27 protein-coding genes are annotated in these 25,771 nt (G+C 71.5%); 9 read left to right on the plus strand and 18 right to left on the minus strand.

The window, feature by feature from the left end; translation table 11 throughout:
• Nucleotides 1–41 precede the first annotated feature (41 nt).
• The 4 genes from RNL97_RS09950 (at nucleotide 42) to RNL97_RS09965 (ending at nucleotide 3,318) form a co-directional block, all read left to right on the plus strand.
• Complete coding sequence (locus tag RNL97_RS09950; protein WP_313750596.1) at nucleotides 42–1,076, plus strand: metal ABC transporter substrate-binding protein; 1,035 nt, start codon at nucleotides 42–44, stop codon at nucleotides 1,074–1,076.
• A 36-nt stretch (nucleotides 1,077–1,112) separates the two neighbouring features.
• Nucleotides 1,113–1,919, plus strand: a complete 807-nt coding sequence (locus RNL97_RS09955) for a metal ABC transporter ATP-binding protein (protein ID WP_030577489.1) — start codon at nucleotides 1,113–1,115, stop codon at nucleotides 1,917–1,919.
• Nucleotides 1,919–2,818 (plus strand): metal ABC transporter permease, encoded by a 900-nt coding sequence (locus RNL97_RS09960; RefSeq protein ID WP_030577485.1) that lies wholly within the window; start codon nucleotides 1,919–1,921, stop codon nucleotides 2,816–2,818. Before RNL97_RS09955 ends, RNL97_RS09960 begins: the two co-directional genes overlap by 1 nt.
• Nucleotides 2,819–2,883: 65 nt before the next feature.
• Entirely contained in the window at nucleotides 2,884–3,318 is a 435-nt protein-coding gene (locus RNL97_RS09965) for a Fur family transcriptional regulator (RefSeq protein ID WP_006124317.1), read from the plus strand.
• A gap of 61 nt (nucleotides 3,319–3,379) precedes the next feature.
• Here RNL97_RS09965 and RNL97_RS09970 read toward each other — a convergent pair whose 3' ends face one another.
• From RNL97_RS09970 to leuA, 4 genes are all read right to left on the minus strand, one after another.
• Nucleotides 3,380–4,195 carry an isoprenyl transferase gene (locus RNL97_RS09970; RefSeq protein WP_030577482.1) on the minus strand — a complete coding sequence of 272 codons (816 nt, stop codon included), beginning with the start codon at nucleotides 4,193–4,195 and terminating at the stop codon, nucleotides 3,380–3,382.
• Nucleotides 4,196–4,216: 21 nt separating this feature from the next.
• On the minus strand, nucleotides 4,217–4,963 hold the full coding sequence (recO, locus tag RNL97_RS09975; protein WP_243314011.1) for a DNA repair protein RecO: 747 nt from the start codon (nucleotides 4,961–4,963) through the stop codon (nucleotides 4,217–4,219).
• Between the two features lie 110 nt (nucleotides 4,964–5,073).
• Complete coding sequence (locus RNL97_RS09980; RefSeq protein WP_030577477.1) at nucleotides 5,074–5,778, minus strand: TerB family tellurite resistance protein; 705 nt, start codon at nucleotides 5,776–5,778, stop codon at nucleotides 5,074–5,076.
• A 164-nt stretch (nucleotides 5,779–5,942) separates the two neighbouring features.
• Entirely contained in the window at nucleotides 5,943–7,727 is a 1,785-nt protein-coding gene (gene leuA / locus RNL97_RS09985) for a 2-isopropylmalate synthase (RefSeq protein ID WP_030577474.1), read from the minus strand.
• A 290-nt stretch (nucleotides 7,728–8,017) separates the two neighbouring features.
• Between leuA and RNL97_RS09990 the strand changes: the two genes are divergently transcribed.
• Together RNL97_RS09990 and RNL97_RS09995 are read left to right on the plus strand one after the other, a co-directional pair.
• On the plus strand, nucleotides 8,018–9,094 hold the full coding sequence (locus RNL97_RS09990; RefSeq protein ID WP_030577471.1) for a M4 family metallopeptidase: 1,077 nt from the start codon (nucleotides 8,018–8,020) through the stop codon (nucleotides 9,092–9,094).
• A 70-nt stretch (nucleotides 9,095–9,164) separates the two neighbouring features.
• On the plus strand, nucleotides 9,165–9,431 hold the full coding sequence (locus RNL97_RS09995; RefSeq protein WP_010070649.1) for a protealysin inhibitor emfourin: 267 nt from the start codon (nucleotides 9,165–9,167) through the stop codon (nucleotides 9,429–9,431).
• A gap of 138 nt (nucleotides 9,432–9,569) precedes the next feature.
• On the opposite strand, the gene era is transcribed toward RNL97_RS09995, so the two are convergent.
• From era to RNL97_RS10030, 7 genes are all read right to left on the minus strand, one after another.
• Nucleotides 9,570–10,544 (minus strand): GTPase Era, encoded by a 975-nt coding sequence (gene era / locus RNL97_RS10000; RefSeq protein ID WP_078651946.1) that lies wholly within the window; start codon nucleotides 10,542–10,544, stop codon nucleotides 9,570–9,572.
• Between the two features lie 84 nt (nucleotides 10,545–10,628).
• Entirely contained in the window at nucleotides 10,629–10,982 is a 354-nt protein-coding gene (locus RNL97_RS10005) for a cytidine deaminase (RefSeq protein WP_030577465.1), read from the minus strand.
• A gap of 219 nt (nucleotides 10,983–11,201) precedes the next feature.
• Entirely contained in the window at nucleotides 11,202–11,555 is a 354-nt protein-coding gene (locus RNL97_RS10010; protein ID WP_030577462.1) for an MmcQ/YjbR family DNA-binding protein, read from the minus strand.
• Nucleotides 11,552–12,850, minus strand: a complete 1,299-nt coding sequence (locus RNL97_RS10015) for a hemolysin family protein (RefSeq protein ID WP_030577459.1) — start codon at nucleotides 12,848–12,850, stop codon at nucleotides 11,552–11,554. Before RNL97_RS10015 ends, RNL97_RS10010 begins: the two co-directional genes overlap by 4 nt.
• The gene (gene ybeY / locus RNL97_RS10020) at nucleotides 12,847–13,344 is read right to left on the minus strand and encodes an rRNA maturation RNase YbeY (RefSeq protein ID WP_030577456.1); all 498 of its coding nucleotides are present in this window, start codon (nucleotides 13,342–13,344) and stop codon (nucleotides 12,847–12,849) included. The genes RNL97_RS10015 and ybeY overlap by 4 nt, the downstream gene beginning before the upstream one ends.
• A 12-nt stretch (nucleotides 13,345–13,356) precedes the next feature.
• Nucleotides 13,357–14,421 carry a PhoH family protein gene (locus RNL97_RS10025; protein ID WP_078651945.1) on the minus strand — a complete coding sequence of 355 codons (1,065 nt, stop codon included), beginning with the start codon at nucleotides 14,419–14,421 and terminating at the stop codon, nucleotides 13,357–13,359.
• Between the two features lie 189 nt (nucleotides 14,422–14,610).
• Nucleotides 14,611–15,714: a carbohydrate kinase family protein gene (locus RNL97_RS10030; protein ID WP_030577450.1), complete on the minus strand. Its 1,104-nt coding sequence runs from the start codon at nucleotides 15,712–15,714 to the stop codon at nucleotides 14,611–14,613.
• A gap of 412 nt (nucleotides 15,715–16,126) precedes the next feature.
• Between RNL97_RS10030 and RNL97_RS10035 the strand changes: the two genes are divergently transcribed.
• On the plus strand, nucleotides 16,127–17,491 hold the full coding sequence (locus RNL97_RS10035) for an MFS transporter (protein WP_030577447.1): 1,365 nt from the start codon (nucleotides 16,127–16,129) through the stop codon (nucleotides 17,489–17,491).
• Here RNL97_RS10035 and RNL97_RS10040 read toward each other — a convergent pair.
• From RNL97_RS10040 to hrcA, 7 genes are all read right to left on the minus strand, one after another.
• On the minus strand, nucleotides 17,455–18,447 hold the full coding sequence (locus RNL97_RS10040) for an adenosine deaminase (protein WP_030577444.1): 993 nt from the start codon (nucleotides 18,445–18,447) through the stop codon (nucleotides 17,455–17,457). The genes RNL97_RS10035 and RNL97_RS10040 overlap by 37 nt on opposite strands.
• 30 nt (nucleotides 18,448–18,477) lie before the next feature.
• The gene (locus tag RNL97_RS10045) at nucleotides 18,478–19,389 is read right to left on the minus strand and encodes a ribonuclease Z (protein ID WP_030577442.1); all 912 of its coding nucleotides are present in this window, start codon (nucleotides 19,387–19,389) and stop codon (nucleotides 18,478–18,480) included.
• A gap of 28 nt (nucleotides 19,390–19,417) precedes the next feature.
• Complete coding sequence (locus tag RNL97_RS10050; protein ID WP_030577439.1) at nucleotides 19,418–19,777, minus strand: histidine triad nucleotide-binding protein; 360 nt, start codon at nucleotides 19,775–19,777, stop codon at nucleotides 19,418–19,420.
• A gap of 113 nt (nucleotides 19,778–19,890) precedes the next feature.
• Complete coding sequence (locus RNL97_RS10055; protein ID WP_030577437.1) at nucleotides 19,891–20,637, minus strand: 16S rRNA (uracil(1498)-N(3))-methyltransferase; 747 nt, start codon at nucleotides 20,635–20,637, stop codon at nucleotides 19,891–19,893.
• Entirely contained in the window at nucleotides 20,634–21,707 is a 1,074-nt protein-coding gene (locus tag RNL97_RS10060) for a nitronate monooxygenase (protein ID WP_030577434.1), read from the minus strand. Before RNL97_RS10060 ends, RNL97_RS10055 begins: the two co-directional genes overlap by 4 nt.
• A 132-nt stretch (nucleotides 21,708–21,839) precedes the next feature.
• The gene (dnaJ, locus tag RNL97_RS10065; RefSeq protein WP_030577431.1) at nucleotides 21,840–22,982 is read right to left on the minus strand and encodes a molecular chaperone DnaJ; all 1,143 of its coding nucleotides are present in this window, start codon (nucleotides 22,980–22,982) and stop codon (nucleotides 21,840–21,842) included.
• The gene (hrcA, locus tag RNL97_RS10070) at nucleotides 22,983–23,999 is read right to left on the minus strand and encodes a heat-inducible transcriptional repressor HrcA (protein WP_010064157.1); all 1,017 of its coding nucleotides are present in this window, start codon (nucleotides 23,997–23,999) and stop codon (nucleotides 22,983–22,985) included.
• A 164-nt stretch (nucleotides 24,000–24,163) separates the two neighbouring features.
• Between hrcA and RNL97_RS10075 the strand changes: the two genes are divergently transcribed.
• On the plus strand, nucleotides 24,164–24,895 hold the full coding sequence (locus RNL97_RS10075; RefSeq protein ID WP_030577428.1) for an MBL fold metallo-hydrolase: 732 nt from the start codon (nucleotides 24,164–24,166) through the stop codon (nucleotides 24,893–24,895).
• A 56-nt stretch (nucleotides 24,896–24,951) separates the two neighbouring features.
• Nucleotides 24,952–25,770 carry a DUF3097 domain-containing protein gene (locus tag RNL97_RS10080; protein WP_006124342.1) on the plus strand — a complete coding sequence of 273 codons (819 nt, stop codon included), beginning with the start codon at nucleotides 24,952–24,954 and terminating at the stop codon, nucleotides 25,768–25,770.
• Nucleotide 25,771: the final 1 nt, after the last annotated feature.

Raw genomic sequence — 25,771 nt, forward strand, 5'->3', positions numbered from 1 at the left:
CTTGTTGACAATCGTTTCCAGTTTTGTTGAAAATGACTGTCATGAACGTACGTCGCCTCATACCCACCACCGCCGTCGCCGGAGCAGTCGTCCTCGGTCTGACCGCTCTCTCGGCCTGCTCCACCTCCGACGCGGCGGACGGAGGCGGCGGCGGCGACAAGCTGAAGGTGACCGCGTCGTTCTACCCGATGCAGTTCCTGGCCGAGAAGATCGGCGGTGAGCACGTCGCCGTCACCAGCCTCACCAAGCCGGGTGTCGAGCCGCACGACCTGGAGCTCACCCCGCGCCAGATCGGCTCCATCAGCGAGTCCGACTACGTGCTGTACCTCAAGGGCATCCAGCCCGCCGTGGACGACGCCATCAAGCAGTCCGGTGTGAAGAACACCGTCGACGCCGCGACCCTCACCACGCTGGAGAACCACGGTTCCGAGGTCAGCGGCCACGACCACGGCCACGAGGGCGAGGAAGAGCACGCGGACGAGCACGGCCACGAGGGCGAGGAAGCCCACGAGGAGCACTCCGAGGGCGACGGCCACAACCACGGCGAGGAGGGCGGCGCCGACCCGCACATCTGGCTGGATCCGGTGAAGTACGCCGAGGTCGCCAAGGGTGTCGGAAAGTCGCTGGAGAAGGCCGACCCCGACCACGCCGCCGACTACCAGAAGAACACCGACGCCCTCGTCGCCGAGCTGGGCGAGCTGAACACCGCGTACGAGACCGGGCTGAAGAACCCCGCCACCAAGACCTTCATCACCACCCACTCCGCCTTCGGCTACCTCGCCGAGCGCTACGGGCTCACCCAGCAGGGCATCGCGGGCATCGACCCCGAGGCCGAGCCGAGCCCCGCCCGCATCCAGGAGATCCACACCATCGCGGAGAAGGAGAAGGCCACCACGGTGTTCTTCGAAACGCTCGCCAGCGACAGGACGGCGAAGACCCTCGCGAAGGACACCGGCCTCAGGACCGGAGTCCTGGACCCGCTGGAGGGAATCACGGACAGGTCCCAGGGCGCTGACTACATCGAGGTCATGGAGTCCAACCTCGCCGCGCTGAAGAAGGCCCTCGGCGCGAAGTGACCCGCACCACTTGTGACGTTCGGATCGGAGGCGCTCATGCCGGAGCGTGAGAGCACCCCCCGCGAGGCTGCCCGTCGGCCCGCCCAGGAGGCCGTCATCGCCCTGCGCGGCGCCACGGCCACCCTCGGCGCGCGCCCCGTGCTGCGCGGCGTCGACCTGACCGTGCACCGCGGCGAGGTCGTCGCCCTGCTCGGCGCCAACGGTTCCGGCAAGTCCACCGCCGTACGGTCGGTCATCGGGCAGGTCCCGCTGACCGGCGGCAGCGTCGAGCTGTTCGGGACCGAGCTGCGCCGCTTCCGCCGCTGGGGCCGGATCGGCTACGTCCCGCAGCGCACCACGGCCGCGGGCGGCGTACCCGCCACGATCCGCGAGGTCGTCGCCTCCGGCCGGCTGTCCCGTACGGGGCTGCGGTGGCCCGGGAAGGCGGACCGGGCGGCCGTGGACCGTGCCATCGAGCTGGTGGGCCTGGCCGACCGCGCGAAGGACTCCGTGAGCGCGCTGTCGGGCGGCCAGCACCAGCGGGTGCTGATCGCCCGCGCCCTGGCCTCCGAACCGGAGCTGCTGATCATGGACGAGCCGATGGCGGGGGTGGACCTGGCCAGCCAGGAGATCCTGGCCTCGACCCTGCGCGAGCAGGTGGCGCTCGGCACCTCCGTGCTGCTGGTGCTGCACGAGCTGGGCCCGCTGGAGCCGCTGATCGACCGGGCCGTCGTCCTGCGCGACGGCTGCGTGACGCACGACGGGCCGCCGCCCGAGGCGCTCGGCCAGCACGCCCTGCCCGGCCACGACCACGTACACCCCCACACGGCCGCCGAGCCCGTCCGGACGGGACTGCTGACCTGATGCTCTTCGAATTCCTCAACCCTCCCTTCATGCAGCGGGCGCTCATCGCGGCCGTGCTGGTCGGGATCACCGCACCCGCCATCGGCATCTACCTGGTGCAGCGCCGGCAGGCCCTGATGGGCGACGGCATCGGGCACATCGCGATGACCGGCGTCGGCCTCGGCTTCCTGCTCTCCACCAGCCCCGTGTGGATGGCGACCGCCGTCGCGGTGGCGGGCGCCGTCGTGATGGAGCTGATCCGCTGGTACGGACACACGCGCGGCGACCTCGCCCTGGCGATGCTCTTCTACGGCGGTATGGCGGGCGGCGTCATGCTGATCAACCTGTCCGACACCGGCTCCAACGCCAATCTGACCTCGTACCTCTTCGGCTCGCTCGCCACCGTCTCCGAGTCCGACGTCGTCGCGATCTGTGTCCTGGCGGCCTTCGTGGTGCTGGTCACGGTGGGACTGCGGCGGCAGCTGTTCGCGGTCAGCCAGGACGAGGAGTTCGCCCGGGTCTCCGGGCTGCCCGTCCGGGTGCTGAACCTGCTGGTCGCCGTCACCGCCGCGGTGACCGTGACCGTCGCGATGCGGGTCGTCGGGCTGCTGCTGGTCAGCGCGCTGATGGTGGTGCCGGTGGCCGCCGCCCAGCAGATCACCAAGTCCTTCAAGGTCACCTTCGTGCTGTCCGTGGTGATCGGCACGGCCGTCACCCTCACCGGCACCGTGACCTCGTACTACCAGGACGTTCCGCCCGGCGCGACGATCGTGTTGCTCGCCATCGCGGTGTTCGTCGCGCTGACCGCGCTCGCCGCTCCGCTCGCGCGACGGCGCGCCCGGGCGAGCGAGGCGAAGAGTGCCGAGTGCACCCTGGAAGTACCACCCGCCCGGCGAGGCGCGGACGACGTGCGCGTTTGAGTACGGCGCCCGGTCGGGCTGGCACAATGGCCCGACACATGTACGGGCGACACGAGGAGGCACCTGTGGCCACGGCGCCGATCAGTGGCACGAACGCAGCGCCGGTACGCGGCCGGTCCACCCGGCAGCGGGCGGCGGTGGCGGCGGCGCTCGACGAGGTCGACGAGTTCCGCAGCGCCCAGGAGCTGCACGACGTCCTGAAACACCGCGGCGACTCCGTGGGCCTCACGACGGTCTACCGGACCCTGCAGTCCCTCGCCGACGCCGGTGAGGTCGATGTCCTGCGCACCACCGAGGGCGAGGCCGTCTACCGGCGGTGCTCGACCGGCGACCACCACCACCACCTGGTCTGCCGGCTCTGCGGCAAGGCCGTGGAGGTCGAGGGCCCGGCCGTCGAGCAGTGGGCCGAGATGATCGCCGCCCAGCACGGCTATGTGAACGTCGCGCACACCGTCGAGATCTTCGGTACGTGCGCGGAGTGCGCCGAGAAGAAGGCGTAACGGACGTACGAAGAGAGGGGCGGGCCCGGTGCACCACGCACCGGGCCCGCCCCTTCTCCGCTCACTTGGCGGCTTCCGCCTCCTGCGCCCCGCCGAAGCGGCGGTCGCGCTGGGCGTACTCCAGGCAGGCCCGCCACAGGTCCCGGCGGTCGAAATCCGGCCAAAGAACGTCCTGGAAAACCATCTCGGCGTAGGCGCTCTGCCAGATCAGGTAGTTCGAGGTGCGCTGCTCGCCGCTGGGGCGCACGAAGAGGTCCACGTCCGGCATGTCCGGGTAGTAGATGTACTTCTGGAACGTCTTCTCGTTGACCTTCGACGGGTCCAGCTTCCCGGCCGCCACGTCCTGGGCGATGCGCTGCGCGGCGTCCGCGATCTCGGCGCGGCCGCCGTAGTTCACGCAGAAGTACAGCGTCATCGCGTCGTTGTCCTTGGTCTGCTCCTGGGCGATCTGGAGCTCCTGGACAACCGACTTCCACAGCTTGGGCATGCGGCCCACCCAGCGGATGCGGATGCCGAGCTCGTCCATCTCGTCGCGGCGGCGGCGGATCACGTCGCGGTTGAAGTTCATCAGGAACTTCACCTCGTCCGGCGAGCGCTTCCAGTTCTCCGTGGAGAAGGCGTAGAGCGAGAGGTTCTTCACGCCCATCTCGATACAGCCCTTGAGCACGTCCATGACGACGCCCTCACCGACCTTGTGGCCCTCGGTGCGGGGCAGCCCCCGCTCCTTGGCCCAGCGGCCGTTGCCGTCCATCACGACGGCGACGTGCTGGGGCACCAGCTCGCCGGGGATCTTCGGCGGCGTCGCGCCCGAGGGGTGCGGCTCGGGGGTCTTGTACGTGCGCCGGTTACGGCCGCCGAGGATCCCGCGTACTGCCATGTGCTTCTCAGTCTCCCTGTGTCACTTCTCTACGTACCGCAGCGAGCGCAGGCCGCGCTCCAGATGCCAGTGCAGATAGGCGGACACCAGCCCGCTCCCCTCCCTGACATGACGCGCCTCGCACGCGTCCGCCGTCACCCAGTCGCCGCTGAGCAGCGCGCTCAGCAGTCCGAGGGCCTGTGCCGAGGGTACGACGCTGCCGGGGACCCGGCAGTCACCGCATATGACGCCCCCCGCCGCGACGGAGAAGAACCGGTTCGGACCGGGCATTCCGCACTTGGCGCAGTCCTCGAAGCTGGGCGCGTACCCGTTGACCGCGAGCGAGCGCAGCAGGAACGCGTCCAGGATCAGATGGGGGGCGTGCTCGCCCCGGGCGAGGGTGCGCAGGCCGCCGACGAGCAGCAGATACTGCTGGACGGCCGGTTCGCCCTCGTGGTCGGTGAACCGCTCGGCGGTCTCCAGCATCGCGGTGCCGGCGGTGTAGCGGGCGTAGTCGGCGACGATCCCGCCGCCGTACGGGGCGATCGTCTCGCTCTGGGTGCAGAGCGGCAGCCCGCGGCCGACCAGCTCGCTGCCGCGCGCGAAGAACTGCACGTCGACGTGGGAGAAGGGTTCCAGGCGGGCGCCGAACTTGGACTTGGTGCGGCGCACCCCGCGGGCGACGGCGCGGACCCGGCCGTGGCCGCGGGTCAGGATCGTGATGATCCGGTCGGCCTCGCCCAGTTTCTGCGTACGCAGCACGATGCCGTCGTCCCGGAACAAGCTCATGGGCCCATTGTCGCCCACCGTGGGCGGCCGGCGGGGGCCCTGGGGCCCTCTACCCGGTCCACGAGGGCGTACGAGGCCGCCCGGCCGGGCCTACGAGGCTGTCCACCCGCCTACGACGGCGTACGGGCCGCCTCGGCCAGCACCCGGGCGGTCTCCTCGGCGGGGATGCCGAGGGCGCTGCCGACCGTCGTCAGGACCTGGCGCTCGGCGGCGCCGTAGGGGCCGTCGGCCAGGGCGATGCGGGCGCCCTGGAGGAGGACGGACGCGCGGCCGGCGGAGGCCAGGTGCGGGGCGAGCGGGGCCAGCACCTCGTGCAGCTCGATGGCGAGGGTCGGGCCGCATGCCTCGGCGGCCGGGTCGGTGCCGGAGCCGCGGCCGGTGTCGGCGGCGAGCACCTCGACCACGGTGAACAGCTGCTCCTGGGTGCAGTCGTCGAGCCCGGCCTCGCGCACGGTGGCGACGGCGGCCTCCAGGACCGTGCGGGAGGTGGTGCCCCCGGCGGCGAGCACGGCCAGGGTGACGGTGTGGACGGCCTCGCGGAGCATCGCGGAGAACCGGGTCGTGGTGGGGTGGTCCAGCGCCTCGGGGGCGTAGTGGGCCAGGCAGGCGGCGCACTCGACGACGGGCTCGACCTCGCCCCGGCGGACCAGCGGGACACCGAGGACGGTGAGGCGGCGGCGGCCGGTGAGCCGGCGGTAGTTGCGGTCTCCCCCGCAGCCGGGGCAGAAGAAGGCGCCGTCGCCGACGGCGTCCCAGACGGTGCGAACGCCGCAGAGGACCGGCCTCAGAGCGCGTTGTCCTTTGGCTGACCGCACGTCGCACACCTCCGTAACGCTCCGGCAACATTGCCGTGTGTTGGACGTGATGTTAGCCACATCCACGTGGGGGCGTCAGCCTCTTGGACGTCACAACCCCCGGATATGGCCGAACCCCGACCTCCCGGAGCGGGGGGTCGGGGTTCGGAACGAGCCGTTCGGCGTCAGCGGGCCGCGCGGTTGACGGCGGAGACGACCGCCTTCAGCGAGGCGCGGGTGGTGTTGGCGTCGATGCCGATGCCCCACAGGACCTTGCCGTCGATCGCGCACTCGATGTACGAGGCGGCCTGGGCGCTGGCTCCCTCGCTCATCGTGTGCTCGGTGTAGTCCAGCAGCCGGGCGTCGATGCCGATGGCCTGCAGCGCTTCGAAGAACGCGGAGATCGGGCCGTTGCCGGAACCGGTCAGGACGGTGTCGACGCCGTCCACGACGGCCTCGACGGTCAGGGTGTCGGTCCCGTCGGTGTCGGAGGTGGTCTGGCCGGAGCGCAGCTGGACGCGGCCCCAACGCGCCCCCGCGTTCTCCGCGTTCGGCAGGTACTCGTCCTGGAACGTGGACCAGATCTGCGTCGGGGTGACCTCGCCGCCCTCGGCGTCGGTCTTGGCCTGAATGATCCGGGAGAACTCGATCTGCATCCGGCGCGGCAGGTCCAGCTTGTGGTCGTTCTTCAGGACGTACGCGATACCGCCCTTGCCGGACTGCGAGTTGACCCGGATGACGGCCTCGTACGAGCGGCCGACGTCCTTCGGGTCGATCGGCAGGTACGGCACGGCCCACTCGATGTCGTCCACGGTCTTGCCCTGGGCGGCCGCGTCGGCCTCCATGGCGTCGAAGCCCTTCTTGATGGCGTCCTGGTGGGAGCCGGAGAAGGCGGTGTAGACCAGATCGCCCGCGTAGGGGTGGCGCGGGTGGATCTCCATCTGGTTGCAGTACTCGCTGGTGCGGCGGATCTCGTCGATCTGTGAGAAGTCGATCTGCGGGTCCACGCCCTGGGAGAAGAGGTTCATGCCCAGGGTGACCAGGTCGACGTTGCCGGTGCGCTCGCCCTGGCCGAACAGGCAGCCCTCGATACGGTCGGCTCCGGCCATGATGGCCAGCTCGGCGGCGGCGACGGCGGTGCCCCGGTCGTTGTGCGGGTGGACCGACAGGCAGACGTGCTCGCGGCGGGTCAGGTTGCGGGACATCCACTCGAAGCGGTCCGCGTGGGTGGAGGGCGTGGAACGCTCCACGGTGGCGGGCAGGTTGAGGATGATCTCGCGGCCCTCCTCGGGCTGCCACACGTCGCAGACGGCCTCGCAGACCTCCAGGGCGAAGTCCAGCTCGGTGTCGGTGAAGATCTCGGGGCTGTACTGGTAGCCGAAGACCGTCTCGGGGCCCAGGATCTTCTCGGCGTACTCCATGACCAGCCGGGTGCCGTCCACCGCGATCTGCTTGACCTCCTCGCGCGAGCCGCGGAAGACGACGCGGCGGAAGGTCGGGGCGGTGGCGTTGTACAGGTGGACGGTGGCGCGGTGGGCGCCGACCAGGGACTCCACGGTGCGCTCGATCAGCTCCTCGCGCGCCTGCGTCAGGACGGAGATCGTCACGTCCTCGGGGATCGCGCCCTCTTCGATGATGGAGCGTACGAAGGCGAAGTCGGTCTCGCCGGAGGACGGGAAACCGACCTCGATCTCCTTGTAGCCCATCTTGACCAGCAGGTCGAACATCTCGCGCTTGCGGGCGGGGGACATCGGGTCGATCAGGGCCTGGTTGCCGTCGCGCAGATCGGTGGACAGCCAGCGGGGCGCCGCGGTGATGCGGTTGTCGGGCCAGGTGCGGTCGGGGATGTCGACGGCCTCGTAGCGGCCGTACTTGTGGACCGGCATCCCGGAGGGCTTCTGCAGCTGCGTCGCGTTGGTGATCGGGGTGGGGCGGCCGACAGAATTACCGGCGGGATTCACGGTGGTCATGGCGTAGGGCTCCTCGGTCCAGCGGGGATCGGCCGACTGTGTCGCTGCAGCACCAGACTCCGCGGGGAGGGGGTCGGCCTACGACTACAGGCCCTCGCCGCGGCAGCTAAGAAGAAGCAGCCCGAAACGCATGATGCGACGAGCGTAACCGAGGGTGGCCCGTGGTGTCGGTCCGTATCAGTATGCGGGACCGGGCATCAATGACGGGTAAACGGTGACTCATCACTCCATTTCGTCAATCGTCGTCGCAACCAGTGACAGGGAGGTGACGGAGTGCCACAGTCGTATGTATGCACCTTCGAACCGACGGCGAGCTCAACCCCGTCTTCTGCACCATCGTTCCGCCCCACGTCCTCGATCACCTCTCCCGGTCCGCCGACGCCCGGCTCGCGGACCCGGCCCGCCGCACCCTGGCGGCCGACGCCCTGCGCCGTGACCGCCGCCGGATCACCGCGCTCGCCGCGTCACCGACCCGGCACACCGCCGGCGCGGTGCCCAGCAAGCCGCAGCGCCTCCTGTACGACTGCGAGACGGGCACCACCCTGCCCGGCGTCAAGGTCCGCGAGGAGGGCGACAAGCCCACGTCCGACGCCAGCGTCAACCGCGCGTACGCCGGGCTCGGCGCCACCTTCGAGCTGCTGCTCTCGGCGTACGGGCGCAGCTCGATCGACGGCAAGGGCCTGCCGCTGATCGGCTCCGTGCACTACGGCCAGGAGTACAACAACGCGTTCTTCGACGGCGAGCAGATGGTCTTCGGGGACGGCGACGGCGAGATCTTCCTCGACTTCACCGTCGCGGTCGACGTGATCGCCCATGAGCTGGCCCACGGCCTCACCCAGTACACCGCCAACCTGCGCTACGAGGGCCAGTCGGGCGCGCTCAACGAGTCCGTGTCCGACGTGATCGGCTCCCTGGTCAAGCAGTACTCGCTGGGCCAGAGCGCCGAGCAGGCCGACTGGCTGATCGGCGCCGGGCTGCTCGCGCCCCGGGTCAGCGGGGACGCGCTGCGCTCGATGAAGGCTCCGGGCACGGCGTACGACGACGACGTCCTCGGAAAGGACCCGCAGCCGGGCTCCATGGACGACTACATCGAGACGGAGGAGGACAACGGCGGGGTCCACCTCAACTCCGGTATCCCCAACCGCGCGTTCTACCTCCTGGCCACCGCGCTGGGCGGGAATTCCTGGGAGCGCGCCGGGCAGATCTGGTTCGACGTGCTGACCGGCGGCGAGCTGACGGCGGACGCGGACTTCGCGGAGTTCGCCCGGCTGACGGTCGCGGCGGCGGGCGCCCGCTTCGGTGAGGCGGACGAGCGGGAGGCGGTCCTCAAGGCATGGTCGGAGGTGGGCGTCCCCACCCGGGCGTGACCCGGACCGTCGCATGCCCGACCGGCGGGCGGGGTTGAGTGCCCGCCCGGCCCCCGATAGACAGGACCCCATGCGCATTCAGGTCAGCCGGACCGGCGGCTTCGCCGGCATCGCCCGCCGCCATGAGGTCGACACGGAGGGCCGGGCGGACGCCGCGGAGTGGCGGTCCCTCGCCGAGGAGGCGCTCGGCGCGGCGCGGGACACCCCGTCGGCCGGGGTGCCGGACGGCTTCCGGTACGCGATCACCGTCGACGGCCGCACCGTGTACTGCGCTGACCCCGATCTGACCGGGGCGCAGCGCACGCTGATCTCACGCGTCCTGAAGGAGGGCGCGTGAGATCGGCACCCGGATCCCGGTGACTCGGAAGCCGAGCTCGCGCAGCTGCTCGGGAACCTCTTCTGTCTGCCGCGTCGCTCACATCGGCCCCGGGGGTCTCACGGCTGCGTCGGCCTCCGGTTGCCGGACGTGCCCGGCTCAGAAGCCGAGCTTGCGCAACTGCTTGGGGTCGCGCTGCCAGTCCTTGGCGACCTTCACGTGCAGGTCCAGGAAGACCGGCGTGCCGAGCAGCGCCTCGATGTGCTTGCGGGACTTGGTGCCGACGTCCTTCAGCCGCTTGCCCTTCGGGCCGATGATGATGCCCTTCTGGCTGGGGCGCTCGATGTAGACGTTGGCGTGGATGTCCAGCAGCGGCCTGTCCGCCGGGCGGTCGGTGCGTGGCAGCATCTCCTCGACGACGACCGCGATGGAGTGCGGCAGTTCGTCGCGTACACCCTCCAGCGCGGCCTCGCGGATCAGCTCCGCGACCATGACCATCTCCGGCTCGTCGGTGAGGTCGCCCTCCGGGTAGAGCGGCGGGCTCTCGGGGAGCAGCGGGGCGATGAGGTCGGCGAGCAGGTCGACCTGCTTGTCCCCGACCGCCGACACCGGCACGATCTCGGCCCATTCGAAGCCCAGCTCCTCCGCGAGCGCGGAGACGGCGATGAGCTGTTCGGCGAGCGCCTTGGACTCGACCAGGTCGGTCTTGGTGATGATGGCGATCTTGGGGGTCTTCTTGATCCCCGCGAGCTCCTTGACGATGTACTTGTCGCCGGGGCCGAGCTTCTGGTCGGCGGGCAGGCAGAAGCCGATGACGTCGACCTCGGCCCAGGTGGTCCGCACGACGTCGTTGAGCCGCTCCCCCAGCAGGGTGCGCGGCTTGTGGAGGCCGGGGGTGTCGACCAGGATCAGCTGCGCGTCGTCCCGGTGGACGATGCCGCGCACGGTGTGCCGGGTGGTCTGGGGGCGGTTGGAGGTGATCGCCACCTTCTGACCGACGAGAGCGTTCGTGAGGGTGGACTTACCGGCGTTGGGGCGGCCCACGAAGCAGGCGAAGCCGGCCCGGTGGGGGGAGGTGGTCTCCGCTTGCGCGGCAGCGGATTCTTGGTTCGGTCGAGCGCTCATGGCGACCATTCTCCCCGATCCCGGCGGCGCTCTTGTACAGCGGTACGCCGGGACGCGCCGGAGCGCCGGGGGAACGGCCGCCGGGGCGGTGGCTCAGCCCGCCGTGACGCGTACGCGCAGGGTGCCGTCCGGGCCCGCGAGCAGCACCGGGGTGTCCGGTCCGCCCAGGTCCCGCACCGCGGCCCGGTCGTCGTCGGAGGGGGCCTCGGCGGCGGAGACGACGGCCGCCGCCTCCAGCGAGGTGGCACCGCTGGCCACGGCCATGGCGACGGCGGTCTGCAGCGCGCTGAGCTTCAGCGACTCCAGCGCCACCGTGCCCGCGACATACGTACGTCCCGTCTCGTCGCGTACGGCCGCGCCCTCGGGCACCCCGTTGCGGGCGCGGGCGCTGCGCGCCAGGGTGACGATCTTGCGGTCCTCGGCGTCGAGGTCGGTGGTGTCGGTCATGGCACGAGCATACGAAGCGGGCGGCGGGCCGGCCGAGCGGGTCACCCCCCGGCCGCCCGGAACCGGGCCACCACCTGCGGGGCCGGCGCGTCCCGGCTAGCCCCGGTGCGGGAGCGGTGGGCGGGGTCGGGTGAAGAAGGCGATCTGATCTCCCGGCGGTACGTCGAGGGGCCCGCTCCCCACGGGGGAGGAGCGGGCCCGTCCTCGTACGTCCGCGCCCTAGGCCCGGTCCAGGCGGAGTCGTTCCGCTTTCGGGAGTCCGGCGACCACCAGGTCGTAGGAGTCCTCGATCATCTCGCGCAGCAGCCGGTCCGGGACGCCGGAGACGGTGACCGTGTTCCAGTGCCGCTTGCTCATGTGCCAGCCGGGCACGATCGCGGTGTGCGTCTCGCGCAGCCGGATCGCCTCGTCGGGGTCGCACTTGAGGTTGACCGTGAGCGGGCGGGCGTCCAGCGCGGTGAGGGCGAACATCTTGCCGAGCACCTTGAAGACCGAGGTCTCCGGTCCGAACGGGAACTCCTCCACGCTCGCGTTGAACTCCAGGCAGAAGGCCCGCAGCCGCTCCGGCGTCACTCCGCTTCCTTCTCCTCGGGCTCCTGGTGCTCGGGCTCCACGAGCACCGTGACGATCTTGTTCCGGCGGCCGGCCGGGGACTCCGCGGTGAGCCGGAGCCGGCGCTGGTCCGGCAGCTCGACGACGGCGGAGGCGCCGGCGATCGGGACCCGGCCGAGCGCCTTGGCGAGCAGCCCGCCGACGGTCTCCACGTCCTCGTCGTCGTACTCGTCGAGCCCGAAGAGGTCGCCGAGGTCCCCGATGTCGAGGCGGGCGGTGACCCGGTAGCAGCCGTTCTCCAGCTCCTGGACGGGCGGCAGCTCCCGGTCGTACTCGTCGGTGATCTCGCCGACGATCTCCTCCAGGATGTCCTCGATGGTGACGATGCCCGCGGTGCCGCCGTACTCGTCGATGACGACCGCGACATGGCTGCGTTCCTGCTGCATCTCGCGCAGCAGGTCCCCGGCGTTCTTGGTGTCGGGGACGAAGGCGGCGGGGCGCATCGCGGTGGAGACGGCGTCGGCCTCGGACTCGCGGTTGATGTGCGTCTTGCGGACGAGGTCCTTCAGATAGACGATCCCGACGACGTCGTCCTCGTTCTCGCCGGTGACCGGTATCCGGGAGAAGCCGGAGCGCAGGGCGAGCGTGAGGGCCTGGCGGATCGTCTTGTAGCGCTCGATGGAGACGAGGTCGGTGCGCGGCACCATGACCTCGCGGACCAGGGTGTCGCCCAGCTCGAAGACCGAATGCACCATGCGGCGCTCGTCGTCCTCGATCAGCGACTCCGCCTCGGCCAGGTCCACCATGGCGCGCAGCTCCGCCTCGCTGGCGAAGGGGCCCTTGCGGAACCCCTTGCCCGGGGTCAGGGCGTTGCCGACGAGGATCAGCAGCTGCGGGATCGGGCCCATGATCCTGGCCAGCGGCAGCAGGACGTACGCCGAGGCCGTGGCCGTGTTCAGCGGGTGCTGGCGGCCGATGGTGCGCGGGGAGACGCCGATGGCGACGTAGGAGACGAGGACCATCACGCCCATCGCGACGGCCAGCGCCTCCCACGTCTCGGGGAACTCCTGGAGGCAGGCGTAGGTGACGAGGACCCCGGCCGACATCTCGCAGGCGACCCGCACCAGCAGGGCGACGTTGAGATAGCGGGTCGGGTCGGCCGCGATCTGCGCGAGCTTCGCGCTGCCGCGCCGGCCGGACCGGACCGCCTCGTCCGCCCGGAAGCTGGAGGTACGGGCGATACCGGCCTCGGCGCAGGCGGCCAGCCAGCCGACCATGACCAGCAGGACGGCGCCGACGACCAACGGGGTGCTCACGAGACCGTGGGGGCGGGGGACGGGCCGGTGAGCCCGTGCTCGCCGCGCCAGCCGTCCACGATGGCGGCCTGGAGACCGAACATCTCGGCCTTCTCGTCCGGCTCCTCGTGGTCGTACCCCAGCAGGTGCAGCACCCCGTGGACGGTCAGGAGCTGGAGCTCCTCGTCCATGGAGTGCTGCGTCGGGGCCTCTTCACCCTGCTTCTTCGCGACCTCCGGACAGAGCACGATGTCACCGAGGAGCCCCTGCGGGGGCTCATCGTCGTCCTTGGCCGGCGGACGCAGCTCGTCCATCGGGAAGGACATGACATCGGTCGGGCCGGGGAGGTCCATCCACTGGATGTGCAGCTGCTCCATGGCGTCGGTGTCCACCACGATCACCGAGAGCTCGGACAGCGGGTGGATCCGCATCCGGGCCAGTGCGTAGCGGGCGATGTCGAGGATCGCCTGCTCGTCGACCTCGGTTCCGGACTCGTTGTTGACGTCGATCGACATGGTGCGCTGCGGCTACTTCCCTTTTCGGCGGTCGCGCCGGCCGTCCTGGCGGCCTTCCGCCCGACCGTCCTGCTGACCGTTTCGGCTGTCGTACTTCTCGTACGCGTCGACGATACGGCCGACGAGCTTGTGCCGGACGACATCCTGGGAGGTGAGGCGGGAGAAGTGCACGTCGTCCACGCCCTCCAGGATCTCCTGGACCTGCCGCAGCCCGCTCTTGGTGCCGCTCGGCAGGTCGACCTGGGTGATGTCACCGGTGATGACGATCTTGGAGTCGAAGCCGAGGCGGGTGAGGAACATCTTCATCTGCTCGGCGCTGGTGTTCTGCGCCTCGTCCAGGATGATGAAGGCGTCGTTCAACGTGCGGCCGCGCATGTAAGCCAGCGGCGCGACCTCGATCGTGCCCGCCGCCATCAGCCGCGGGATCGAGTCGGGGTCGAGCATGTCGTGCAGCGCGTCGTAGAGCGGACGCAGATAAGGGTCGATCTTGTCGAACAGGGTGCCCGGCAGGAAGCCGAGCCGCTCCCCCGCCTCGACCGCGGGCCGGGTCAGGATGATCCGGCTGACCTGCTTGGACTGCAGGGCCTGGACCGCCTTGGCCATGGCGAGGTAGGTCTTGCCCGTACCGGCGGGGCCGATGCCGAAAACGATCGTGTGCTCGTCGATCGCGTCCACGTACCGCTTCTGGTTGAGCGTCTTGGGGCGGATGGTGCGGCCGCGGTTGGAGAGGATGTTCTGCGTGAGCACCTCGGCGGGCGTCTCGCCCTGGGGGTCTCCCTGTCCGTTGCCGGCCGCCCTGAGCATGGCGATCGACCGTTCCACTGCGTCCTCCGTCATCGGCGCTCCGGTGCGGAGCACGAGCATCATCTCGTCGAACAGGCGTTGGATGAGAGCGACGTCCGCGGCCTCGCCCGTGGCACTGATCTCGTTGCCCCGGACATGGATGTCGGCCGCCGGGAAAGCCTCTTCGATCACGCGCAACAGCGAGTCGCCCGATCCGAGGAGCATCACCATGGGGTGTGCGGCCGGGATCCTGATCTGGGCACGCGCCTGCGGCTGTGTGGGTGACTGAGTCATGGGCCGGCCCTATGGCCTGCGCATACCTCCCGTTGCAGGGTTCTCGCTGCTCGACAACCTCTGGACCACCAAGCCTACGACCTGGCAGTGACAACACCGAGGGGTTTTACCGGCCGTGTGTGCGACGCGGCCGCCGTTCGCGTGTGCCGTGCGCGCCGGGGCCCGTGTGCGCGGCCCGCCGCCGGCCGCTCACTGGCGGAAGCCGATCGTGGGCACGGCGCGTCGCAGCGGCCAGGCGCGGGCCGTGGTGGGCAGCAGGTCGTCCAGGAAGGCGTAGCGCTCCAGGGCGGCCGGGTCCTGGCGGTCGCAGGTGCGGATCAGCTGCCACCAGGCGGCGATCTCGGCCCAGCCGGGGGCGGAGAGCGAGCCGCCGAACTCCTGGACCGAGAGCGCGGCGGTGAGCCCGGCGAAGGCGAGCCGGTCGGCGAGCGGCCAGTCGGCGAGGGTGCCCGTCACGAAACCGGCGACGAAGACGTCCCCCGCCCCGGTCGGGTCGAGCGCCTCCACCTCGATGGCCGGCACCGCCGCGGCGGTGCCGGTGCGGCCGTCGACGGCGTACGCGCCCTCCGCGCCCAGGGTGACCACGGCGAGCGGGACGCGTTCGGCGAGCGCGTGCGCGGCGGCCCGCGGGCAGTCGGTACGGGTGTAGCGCATCGCCTCCTGAGCGTTGGGGAGGAACGCCTCGCAGTGCGCCAGGTCGGGCAGGGCGTCCAGGTCCCAGCGGCCCGTCTCGTCCCAGCCGACATCGCCGAAGACCAGCGCACCGTCACGGGCCGCGGTGGCCACCCAGGGCTCGCTCCGGCCCGGGGCGAGCGAGGCGATGGCGGCGCGGGCGCGCGGCGGGCACCGCGGGAAGACCGGGGCGGCGGCTCCGGTGGCGGCGGGGGCGGGGGCCTCGTGGCCGTGCGAGACCATCGTGCGCTCGCCCTCGTACGCCATGGAGACGGTGACCGGGGAGTGCCAGCCCGGAACGGTGTGCGACATCGACAGGTCGATGCCCTCGCCCTGTTCCAGGGCGTCCCAGCAGTACTCGCCGTAGTGGTCGTCCCCGAAGGCGGCGGCGAGGGAGGTGTGCAGGCCGAGGCGGGCGAGGGCGGTGGCCATGTTGGCGACGCCACCGGGGCTGGAGCCCATCCCCCGGGCCCAGGACTCGGTGCCGCGCACGGGGGCGCTGTCGAGGCCCGTGAAGATGATGTCGAGGAAGACCGGGCCCGTCAGGAAGACGTCGCAGGCGGGGTCGCGCGGGGCGCGCAGCGCCTCCAGCGGGTCGATGCCCGGAGTGTGTGTGCTCACCGTGCGCTCCCGGGGTCGTGCGGCGGATCGCGGCGGGATCCGGACCGTGTGAGGTGCGGCCAGTCTGCCCGATCGGCGGAGGGGAACGCAGTGTCCGCGCCCATGTGTTCGCAGTACGCCTGACCTGCATAAACATGCGCTAATACCCGGGGTCTCGCTGCATAAACGCACATGTGACTCAGATCACATCAGGGCGGCTTTCGGGGAGCCGGAAGCGCTTGATACAAATTGCCCCGCGAGCACCTTCGGGGACGTTGTCCGACGAGAGCCGCAATCCCCTGGCATATCGCCATACCTTCCGCAGTACCCCCGCGCCTTCCCGCAGTACCCCTTCGTGCCTTGCCCCCTCGCGCCTTGCGCAGTACCCCCTCCCCCTCCCCCTGCCTGCTCAGGCATGTCTTCAGGAACGCCCATGCCCTCGCGCCCTGGTGCCGCGTGGCCCCTGGTGGCCGTGTTCACCGCCGGATACCTCGCCTCCTATCTGCTGCCCACCGTCGTCGGCCGGCTCAGTGCCCATCTCGGGCTGAGTCCCGCTCAGGCCGGCCTGGTCGGCAGCGCCCTGCTCCTCAGCTCGGCTGGAGCCGGCTTCGCCCTGGCGGGCCGGGTCGAGCGGTTCGGGGCCCGTACCCCCGCCCGCGCCGGACTGGTGCTGGCCGCCGTCGGCTACGGCTGCGCCGCGCTCGCCGGGTCCGTACCGCTGGTGGTGCTCGGCGTGATGGTCGGCGGCTTCGGCTCGGGCACGGCGACGGCGGTCGCGGCATCCGGGATCGCCGCCCGGCGCGACCCGCACCGGACGTCCTCGCTCGGGCTGCTCGCCGTGTCCGCCACGGCGGGCGTCCTGTACCTGACGATCCCTCATCTCGGCGGCGGCCACCGGCTTCCGTTCGCCGCGATCGCCCTGGTCGCCCTGCTCGTCTGGCCCGCCACCGCCCGGCTCGACGGCGCGCGCACGGCGGAGGAGACCAGCTCGCCGATCACCGGCCGGCTGCCGCACCGCCGCTCCGGGCTCGTCCTGGCGGGCGGCATGCTCCTCTGGTCCATGGCGCAGAACGCGCTGTGGGGCGTGAGCAGCCGCATCGGCCTCGACCAGGCGGGGCTGTCCGAGGTCGCCGTCGGCGCGGTGTTCGCCGCCGCGCTCGGCGCGGGTCTGCTCGGGGTGACGGGCGCCGGGCTGCTCGGCGCCCGGCTGGGCCGGGCGGTGCCGATCGGGCTCGGGACCGTGGTCATCGCCGCGAGCATCGTGCTCAGCTCCTCGGCCCGGGACCTCGGGTCGTTCGCGACCGGCGAGATCATGTGGAACACCGTCTACCCGGTGGTCCTGTCCTACCTGATCGGCCTGGCCGCCTCCCTGGACGTACGCGGCCGGTGGGCGGTGCTGGCGGGCTCGGCCTCCTCGGTGGGCGTCGCCTGCGGCCCGCTGCTGGGGAGCGTGCTCTCCGAGGAGGCCGGCTATCCGGCGATGGGTCTGATCCTGGGGGCGGCCACCCTGCTGGTCGCCGCCCCGGTGACCGCCGTGGCACTGCACACCGGTGGCCGTCCGCTGGTGCCCGGTTCGGTGCGCCGTCGCGGTGGCGCGCCGGCCGCTCTGCTCGCCGCCACCACCGGCGGCGGCCTGTCCGGCGCGGTGCCGAAGCTCGGTTCGCCGGAGCAGGCCGTCACGGAGCTGCGCGTGCCGGCGCTGCGGCGCAGGCGGCTGGTGCGCAGCGCGATCCGGACGGCCGGTCCGGACGGCGGTTCCGGTCAGTCGAACGCGTACGCCTCGACCTCGGACAGGTAGCGCGCCCTGCGCTCCTCGTCGTGGTCGAGGAAGGCCGCCTCGAAGGAGTTGCGGGCCAGGGTGCGCAGCTGCTCCGGGTCCAGGGCGAGCGCGTCGCGGACGGCGTCGAAGTTGTCTCCGGCGTACCCGCCGAAGTAGGCGGGGTCGTCGGAGTTGACGGTGCAGTGGAGTCCGGCGGCCAGCATCGCGGGCAGCGGGTGGTCCTTCAGCGTGTCGACCGTCCGCAGCCTGACGTTGGAGAGCGGGCAGAGCGTGAGCGGCACCCGGTCGGCGACCAGCCGTGCCACCAGCTCCGGATCCTCCATGCAGCGCAGCCCGTGGTCGACGCGCTCGACGCCGAGGACGTCCAGGGCCTCCCGGATGTACTCCGGCGGGCCCTCCTCCCCCGCGTGGGCCACCTTGCGCAGGCCGAGCGCGGTGGCCGCCTCGTACACCTCACGGAACTTGGCGGGCGGGTGGCCGACCTCGGCGGAGTCCAGGCCGATGGCGCTGATCCGGTGCAGATACGGCTTGGCCGCGTCGAGGGTGCCGAGGGCCGATTCGGCGGACAGGTCGCGCAGGAAGCACAGGATCAGCTGGGTGGAGATCCCATGGGTCTCCTCGCTGCGCTCCAGCGCGCGGCCGAGCCCTTCGATGACCGTGCCGATGGGGACGCCCCGGGCGGTGTGGGCCTGCGGGTCGAAGAAGATCTCGGCGTGCCGGACGCCCTGGGCGGCGGCGCGGGCGAGGTAGGCGTCGGCCAGTTCGGCGAAGTCGTCCTCGGTGCGCAGGACGGCCATCAGCGCGTAGTAGAGGTCCAGGAAGGACTGGAGGTCGTCGAACGCGTAGGCGGCGCGCAGTTCGTCGGTGGTGGCGTACGGCAGGGTCACCCCGTTGCGTTCCGCGAGGGCGAAGGCGAGCTCGGGTTCGAGGGTGCCTTCGATGTGGAGGTGGAGTTCTGCCTTGGGGAGGTGCACGGTGTCTCGCAAACGGTGGTGCTGGTGGGATCAGTGGTGCCGGGTGGGGACCGGGACGCGGATGAGGTCCTGGGCGACGGTGAGTTCGCCGTCGAACCCGGCGGCGCGGGCCTGGGTCTCGAAGAGCTCCGGGTCGTTGTAGCGCTGGGAGAAGTGGGTCAGCACGAGGTGGCGGACGCCCGCCTCCTTCGCGACGCGGGCGGCCTGTCCAGCGGTCAGGTGGCCGTGGTCCACGGCGAGTCTCCCGTCCTCGTCGAGGAAGGTCGACTCGATGACGAGCATGTCGCAGCCCTCGGCGAGCGCGTACACCCCGTCGCAGAGGCGGGTGTCCATGACGAACGCGAACCGCTGTCCGCGCCGGTGCTCGGAGACCTGCTCCAGGGTGACGCCGCCGAGGGAGCCCGCGCGCTGGAGGCGGCCCACGTCCGGTCCGGCGATGCCGTGCTCCTTGAGCAGGGCGGGGAGCATGCGGCGGGTGTCGGGCTCGGTGAGGCGGTAGCCGTACGACTCGACGGGGTGCGAGAGCCGGTGGCTGTCGAGGGTGTACGCGGGGGTGGTGGCGAGGATTCCGCCGTCACCGGCGACCGGCGCCCGGTCCAGCTCGACGGTCTCGCGGTAGGCGGTGGCGTACCGCAGCCGGTCGAAGAAGTGCTGTCCGCTCGCCGGGTAGTGGGCGGTCACCGGATGCGGCACCTGGTCCAGGTTGATGCGCTGGATCACCCCGGCGAGCCCGAGGGAGTGGTCGCCGTGGAAGTGGGTGACGCAGATCCGGTGGATGTCGTGCGCGGCGACCCCGGCCCGCAGCATCTGGCGCTGGGTGCCCTCACCGGGATCGAAGAGGATGCCCTCGCCGTCCCAGCGCAGCAGATAGCCGTTGTGGTTGCGGTGACGGGTGGGGACCTGGCTGGCGGTGCCGAGCACCACCAGCTCGCGTACGGACATGGGGAAACGCTCCTGCGCTGCGAGGGGGCTATCCGGGGGGCCACTGGAGGCCGCGGCCGCCCAGGACGTGGGCGTGCGCGTGGAAGACGGTCTGGCCGGCGCCGGAACCGGTGTTGAAGATGACCCGGTAGCCGGTGGAGTCGATCTTCTCGTCGGCGGCGACCGCTCCGGCCTCGGTCAGCACGTCGGCGGCGATCCTCGGTTCGGCGGCGGCGAGGGAGGCGGCGTCCGGGTAGTGGACCTTGGGGATGACCAGGACGTGGGTCGGGGCCTGCGGGTTGATGTCGCGGAAGGCGACGGTGGTCTCGCTCTCGCGGACGATGGTCGCCGGGATGTCCCCCGAGACGATCTTGCAGAACAGGCAGTCGGACTGCGGCTCTCCCGCCATGGCGCCGGGCCTCCTCGTTCGCTGGTGATCCGTGGTGATCAGTACAGGGGCATGCTATCGCCGGGCCGCCGGGCCTCGTTCTGCCCCGGCGGCCGGTGCGTGCCGGCAGCAGCTCATCCCCAGCGGCCGGTGCGTCCCAGCAGCAGTGCCGTCGCCGCCGTCCCCGCCGTGGACGTACGCAGTACGCTGCGGCCCAGCCGGTAGGGGCGGGCGCCCGCCTCGGCGAAGGCGGTCAGCTCCTGCGAGGAGACGCCGCCCTCGGGGCCGACGACGAGCACGATCGTGCCCTCGGCGGGGAGGTCGGCGGTGGCGAGCGGGGTGCTGTCGTGGTCGCGGTCCTCGTGGAGGACCCCGGCGAAGTCGGCTCCGGCGAGCAGGGCCGCGACCTGCTTGGTCGTCATGGCCTCGGCCACCTCGGGGAACCGCACCCGGCGGGACTGCTTGCCCGCCTCGCGTGCCGTGCTGCGCCACTTCGCCAGGGCCTTCGCGCCCCGGTCGCCCTTCCACTGGGTGATGCAGCGGGCGGCCTGCCAGGGCACGATCGCGTCGACGCCGGTCTCGGTCATCGTCTCGACGGCCAGCTCGCCCCGGTCGCCCTTGGGGAGCGCCTGGACGACGGTGATCCGGGGCGCGGGCCCCGGCTCCTCCCGGACGCCCGCGTGGAGCGTGACGGTGAGGCGGTCCTTGCCCTCGGCGGAGCGGACGACGCCCTCGGCCCAGCGGCCGACTCCGTCGGTGAGGACGACGTCCTCGCCCGGCTGGAGCCGCTTGACGGAGACGGCGTGCCGTCCCTCGGGGCCGTCCAGGACGAACTCCGTGCCGGTGGGCATCCGTTCGACGACGAAGACCGGTGCGGTCACCGGGGGCTCCTCATGCTCAGGGCCGCCCGGGCGGCCTCCAGTTCGGCGGCGAGCAGCTCGACCAGCTCGCCTGCGGGCAGTTCGCGGGCCATCCGGTGGCCCTGTCCGGCCCACAGGGCCATGCCCTGGGCGTCCCCGGCCTTGGCTGCGGCCCGGCGCAGCCCGCTGGTGACGTAGTGGACCTGGGGGTAGGCGGCGGGGGCGTACGGGCCGTGTTCGCGGACGAAGCGGTTGACCAGACCGCGGGCGGGCCGCCCGGAGAAGGCGCGGGTCAGCTCGGTGCGGACGAACAGGGGGTTGGTCAGGGCCTGCTTGTGCAGCGGGTGCGCGCCGGACTCGGGGCAGACCAGGAAGGCGGTGCCGAGCTGGGCGGCGTCCGCGCCCGCCGCGAGGACGGCGGCGATCTGGGAGCCGCGCATCAGGCCGCCGGTGGCGACGATCGGGATCTGCACGGTCTCGCGGACCTGGGCGACGAGGGAGAGCAGCCCGGTGCCGGTCTGGTCGAGCTGCGGGTCGTCGCGGTGGGTGGACTGGTGGCCGCCCGCCTCGACGCCCTGGACGCAGACGGTGTCGGCGCCCGCCCACTGGGCGCTCTGGGCCTCCTCGGCGGAGGTGACCGTGACGACGGTGTGCGTACCCGCGCGGGCGAAGGCGTCCAGAGTGTCCCGGGCGGGACAGCCGAAGGTGAAGGAGACGACCGGGACCGGATCGTCCAGCAGGATCGCGACCTTCGCCTCGTAGCCGTCGTCGCCGCTGCTGTCCGGGTCGCCGAGCGGGGTCTCGTACCAGGCGGCCTCGCCGGCGAGCTGGTGGCGGTAGACCTCGACGGCGCTGGGGTCGGCGAGCGCGGGCTGCGGCATGAAGAGGTTGACGCCGAACGGGCCGGAGGTGAGCCGGCGGAGCTGTTTGATCTCGTTGTACATCCCGTCCGCCGTCTTGTACCCGGCGGCCAGGAATCCGAGCCCGCCGGCTTCGGCGACGGCCCCGGCGAGCTGGGGTCCGGACGCGCCGCCCGCCATGGGGGCCTGCACGATCGGATACCGGCAGAGATCGGTCAACTCGGAGGACATGTGCGCATCGTGCCACGTCCCGCGCACGGGGCCGAATCAGCCAGCCGACGGGCTGACCGGTTCTCCCGCCGAACGCCGCACCGCCCGCCGGTGGAGAACCGGCGGGCGGTGCGGCGAAAGGCCAAAAGCGGTTCAGCGGCCGTTGAACGCGTCCTTCAGACGGGAGAAGAGACCCTGCTGACCTGGCTGGAATTGACCCAGGGGTCGCTCCTCACCGCGCAGAACGGCCAGCTCCCGCAGCAGCCGCTCCTGCTCGGGGTCGAGTTTGGACGGGGTGATCACCTCGACGTGCACGATCAGGTCGCCCCGGCCGCCACCGCGCAGATGCGTGATCCCGCGTCCGTGCAGGGGCACGGACTGGCCGGACTGGGTGCCGGGCCGGATGTCGATCTCCTCCAGGCCGTCCAGCGTCTCCAGCGGGCACTTGGTGCCGAGGGCCGCGGCCGTCATGGGGATGGTGACCGTGCAGTGCAGGTCGTCGCCGCGCCGCTGGAAGACGGAGTGCGGCAGCTCGTGGATCTCCACGTACAGGTCGCCGGGCGGGCCGCCGCCGGGGCCGACCTCGCCCTCTCCGGCGAGCTGGATGCGGGTGCCGTTGTCGACGCCCGCGGGGATCTTGACCGTGAGCGTGCGGCGCGAGCGGATGCGGCCGTCGCCGGCGCACTCGGGGCACGGGGTGGGCACGACGGTGCCGAAGCCCTGGCACTGCGGGCAGGGCCGCGAGGTCATGACCTGGCCCAGGAAGGACCGGGTGACCTGCGAGACCTCACCGCGTCCGCGACACATGTCACAGGTCTGGGCCGAGGTGCCGGGGGCCGCGCCCTCGCCGCTGCAGGTGTTGCAGACGACGGCCGTGTCGACCTGGATGTCCTTGGTGGTGCCGAAGGCCGCCTCGTTGAGGTCGATCTCCAGCCGGATCATGGCGTCCTGGCCGCGCCGGGTCCGCGAACGGGGCCCGCGCTGCGCGGCGTTGCCGAAGAAGGCGTCCATGATGTCGGAGAAGTTGCCGAAGCCGCCGGCTCCGAAACCGCCCGCACCGCCGCCGCCTCCGCCGTTCGCGGAGAGCGGGTCGCCGCCGAGGTCGTAGACCTGCTTCTTCTGCGGGTCGGAGAGCACCTCGTAAGCGGCGTTGATCTCCTTGAACCGCTCCTGGGTCTTCGGGTCCGGGTTGACATCCGGGTGCAGCTCGCGGGCGAGCCGACGGAATGCCTTCTTGATCTCGTCCTGAGATGCGTCGCGGCGCACGCCGAGTACGGCGTAGTAGTCCGTGGCCACTTACGACTCCGCCAGGATCTGTCCGACGTAACGTGCCACTGCGCGTACCGCTCCCATCGTTCCGGGGTAGTCCATGCGGGTCGGTCCGACCACGCCGAGTTTGGCGACTGCCTCGTCGCCCGAACCGTAGCCGACCGCGACGACGGACGTGGAGTTGAGCCCCTCGTGGGCGTTCTCGTGCCCGATCCGTACGGTCATGCCGGAGTCCGTGGCCTCACCGAGCAGCTTCAACAGGACGACCTGCTCCTCCAGTGCTTCCAGCACCGGCCGGATCATCACCGGGAAGTCGTGTCCGAAGCGGGTGAGGTTGGAGGTGCCGCCGATCATCAGCCGCTCCTCCGTCTCCTCGACCAGGGTTTCGAGGAGGGTGGAAAGAACCGTGGAAACCGTCCCCCGGTCCTCGCTGTCGAAGGATTCCGGCAGCTCCTGCACCAGGCGCGGGACATCCGCGAAGCGGCGTCCGACGACCCGGCTGTTGAGCCGGGCCCGCAGATCCGCGAGCGATGTCTCACCGAACGGCGCAGGGCAGTCGATCATACGCTGTTCGACCCGGCCGGTGTCCGTGATCAGGACGAGCATCAACCGGGCGGGGGCGAGCGAGAGCAGCTCCACGTGCCGCACCGTCGAGCGGGTGAGCGAGGGGTACTGCACGACCGCGACCTGCCGGGTCAGCTGCGCGAGCAGCCGCACCGTCCGGCCGACCACGTCGTCGAGGTCGACCGCGCCGTCGAGGAAGTTCTGGATGGCCCGGCGCTCGGGCGAGGACAGCGGCTTGACGCCCGCGAGCTTGTCGACGAAGAGGCGGTACCCCTTGTCGGTGGGGATGCGCCCCGCGCTCGTGTGCGGCTGGGCGATGAAGCCCTCGTCCTCCAGCACCGCCATGTCGTTGCGGACGGTGGCAGGCGAGACTCCCAGCCGGTGCCGCTCGGTCAGCGCCTTGGAGCCGACGGGCTCCTCGGTGCCGACGTAGTCCTGGACGATGGCGCGCAGCACTTCGAGTCTGCGTTCGCTCAGCATCGCGCACACCTCCAGATGTATGTCTCCGGTCTCCGACTGGCACTCGGCGCGTACGAGTGCCAGCAATCCCGTCGTCAGTGTACGGGGGTGGGGTGGGGCCTGGGCAAGGGCGACCGGCCGCACCGCCACGGGACCGCGCAGGTCGTTGCCGATAGCGTCCTGGTATGGACGTCGCTTGGGAAGACTTCGGGTGGGAGCGGTTGGGCAACGGTGTCGGCCGGCGGCGGCTCCCGGGCTGGGACGCCACCGTCGCGCTGGTCGCCGGTGCGGAGGGGGTGCTGCTGTACGACACGGGTTCGACCCTGCGCGAGGGCGTGGAACTGCGGCGGCAGGCCGAGGCGCTGCTCGGACGCAGGGTGACGCATATCGCACTGAGCCACCCCCATTTCGATCATGTGCTGGGCACGGCGGCGTTCGCCGGGGTGCGGGTGTACGGCTCCGCGGGCCTGACCGCCCTGCTGCGGGAGGAGGAGCAGGGGCTGTACGCGTCGGCCGTGCGCCATGGCGTCGGCGAGGACGAGGCGGCCCGGTCGGCGGACACGCTGGTGGTCCCGCACCACGAGGTGTGCGGCGAGCGGAGGCTCGACCTGGGCGGCGGCCGCCGGGTGCTGCTGGCCGATCTCGGCCCCGCCCACAGCAGCCACGACCTCGCGGTGCTGGTGCCGGGCTCGGACGGCGAGCCTCCGGTGGTGCTCTGCGGCGATCTGGTCGAGGAGTCGGGCGATCCGCAGGCGGGCCCGGACGCGGTCCCCGCGCGCTGGCCGGCCGCGCTGGAGAGGCTGCTGGAGCTGGGGGGCGAGGACGCGCTGTACGTACCGGGGCACGGGGCGGTGGTGGACGCGGCGTTCGTCCGGGCACAACGGGCGGCGCTGGCGGAGCGGTTCGCGATGGTGTGAGGATCTCCGCGGCGGCGTGAGGTTCTTCACGGCGGCGGGCCGATTATCGTCGGGCCATGCGCAGCTACCAGCCGGACCTGACCCCGCCGTGGAAGCGGTCCGCCCCCGTGCCCGAGGTGCCCGCCGAACCCGATCTGGTCGTGGAGGAGGTCGCCACCGGCTTCTGCGGGGCGGTGATCCGCTGCGAGAAGACGGCCCAGGGGCCGACGGTGACCCTGGAGGACCGGTTCGGCAAGCACCGGGTGTTCCCGATGGAACCGCGCGGCTTCCTGCTGGAGGGCAAGGTCGTCACGCTGGTGCGCCCGGGTCCCGGCGGTCCGGTGCGCCCCACGCGTACGGCATCCGGATCGGTGGCGGTGCCCGGCGCGCGGGCCCGGGTGGCGCGGGCCGGGCGGATCTACGTGGAGGGCCGGCACGACGCGGAACTGGTGGAGCGGGTGTGGGGCGACGACCTGCGCATCGAGGGCGTGGTCGTGGAGTACCTGGAGGGCGTCGACGACCTTCCGGCGATCGTCGGGGAGTTCGGGCCGGGGCCGGACGCGCGGCTCGGGGTGCTGGTGGACCATCTGGTGCCCGGCTCCAAGGAGTCCCGGATCGCGGCTCAGGTGACCGGTGACCACGTGCTGGTGGTGGGGCACCCCTACATCGACGTGTGGGAGGCGGTGAAGCCGTCCTCGGTGGGGATCGACGCCTGGCCGGTGGTGCCGAGGGGCCAGGACTGGAAGACGGGTGTGTGCCGGGCGCTGGGGTGGCCGGAGAACACCGGGGCCGCCTGGCAGCACATTCTGTCGAAGGTCCGCAGCTACAAGGACCTGGAACCCCAACTGCTGGGCCGGGTAGAGGAATTGATCGACTTCGTCACCCTTCCGGACTGAT

Origin of the sequence: Streptomyces parvus, assembly GCF_032121415.1 — a bacterium.
Classification (GTDB): Bacteria; Actinomycetota; Actinomycetes; order Streptomycetales; family Streptomycetaceae; genus Streptomyces; species Streptomyces globisporus_A.

Coding starts and splice junctions, on each gene's coding strand:
- RNL97_RS09950 (WP_313750596.1), top strand. CDS start 42: ATGAACGTACGTCGCCTCATACCCACCACCGCCGTCGCCGGAGCAGTC.
- RNL97_RS09955 (WP_030577489.1), top strand. CDS start 1,113: ATGCCGGAGCGTGAGAGCACCCCCCGCGAGGCTGCCCGTCGGCCCGCC.
- RNL97_RS09960 (WP_030577485.1), top strand. CDS start 1,919: ATGCTCTTCGAATTCCTCAACCCTCCCTTCATGCAGCGGGCGCTCATC.
- RNL97_RS09970 (WP_030577482.1), bottom strand. CDS start 4,195: ATGGCAGTACGCGGGATCCTCGGCGGCCGTAACCGGCGCACGTACAAG.
- recO (WP_243314011.1), bottom strand. CDS start 4,963: ATGAGCTTGTTCCGGGACGACGGCATCGTGCTGCGTACGCAGAAACTG.
- leuA (WP_030577474.1), bottom strand. CDS start 7,727: ATGACCACCGTGAATCCCGCCGGTAATTCTGTCGGCCGCCCCACCCCG.
- RNL97_RS09990 (WP_030577471.1), top strand. CDS start 8,018: ATGCACCTTCGAACCGACGGCGAGCTCAACCCCGTCTTCTGCACCATC.
- RNL97_RS09995 (WP_010070649.1), top strand. CDS start 9,165: ATGCGCATTCAGGTCAGCCGGACCGGCGGCTTCGCCGGCATCGCCCGC.
- era (WP_078651946.1), bottom strand. CDS start 10,544: ATGGTCGCCATGAGCGCTCGACCGAACCAAGAATCCGCTGCCGCGCAA.
- RNL97_RS10005 (WP_030577465.1), bottom strand. CDS start 10,982: ATGACCGACACCACCGACCTCGACGCCGAGGACCGCAAGATCGTCACC.
- ybeY (WP_030577456.1), bottom strand. CDS start 13,344: ATGTCGATCGACGTCAACAACGAGTCCGGAACCGAGGTCGACGAGCAG.
- RNL97_RS10025 (WP_078651945.1), bottom strand. CDS start 14,421: ATGACTCAGTCACCCACACAGCCGCAGGCGCGTGCCCAGATCAGGATC.
- RNL97_RS10035 (WP_030577447.1), top strand. CDS start 16,127: ATGCCCTCGCGCCCTGGTGCCGCGTGGCCCCTGGTGGCCGTGTTCACC.
- RNL97_RS10045 (WP_030577442.1), bottom strand. CDS start 19,389: ATGTCCGTACGCGAGCTGGTGGTGCTCGGCACCGCCAGCCAGGTCCCC.
- RNL97_RS10050 (WP_030577439.1), bottom strand. CDS start 19,777: ATGGCGGGAGAGCCGCAGTCCGACTGCCTGTTCTGCAAGATCGTCTCG.
- RNL97_RS10060 (WP_030577434.1), bottom strand. CDS start 21,707: ATGTCCTCCGAGTTGACCGATCTCTGCCGGTATCCGATCGTGCAGGCC.
- hrcA (WP_010064157.1), bottom strand. CDS start 23,999: ATGCTGAGCGAACGCAGACTCGAAGTGCTGCGCGCCATCGTCCAGGAC.
- RNL97_RS10075 (WP_030577428.1), top strand. CDS start 24,164: ATGGACGTCGCTTGGGAAGACTTCGGGTGGGAGCGGTTGGGCAACGGT.
- RNL97_RS10080 (WP_006124342.1), top strand. CDS start 24,952: ATGCGCAGCTACCAGCCGGACCTGACCCCGCCGTGGAAGCGGTCCGCC.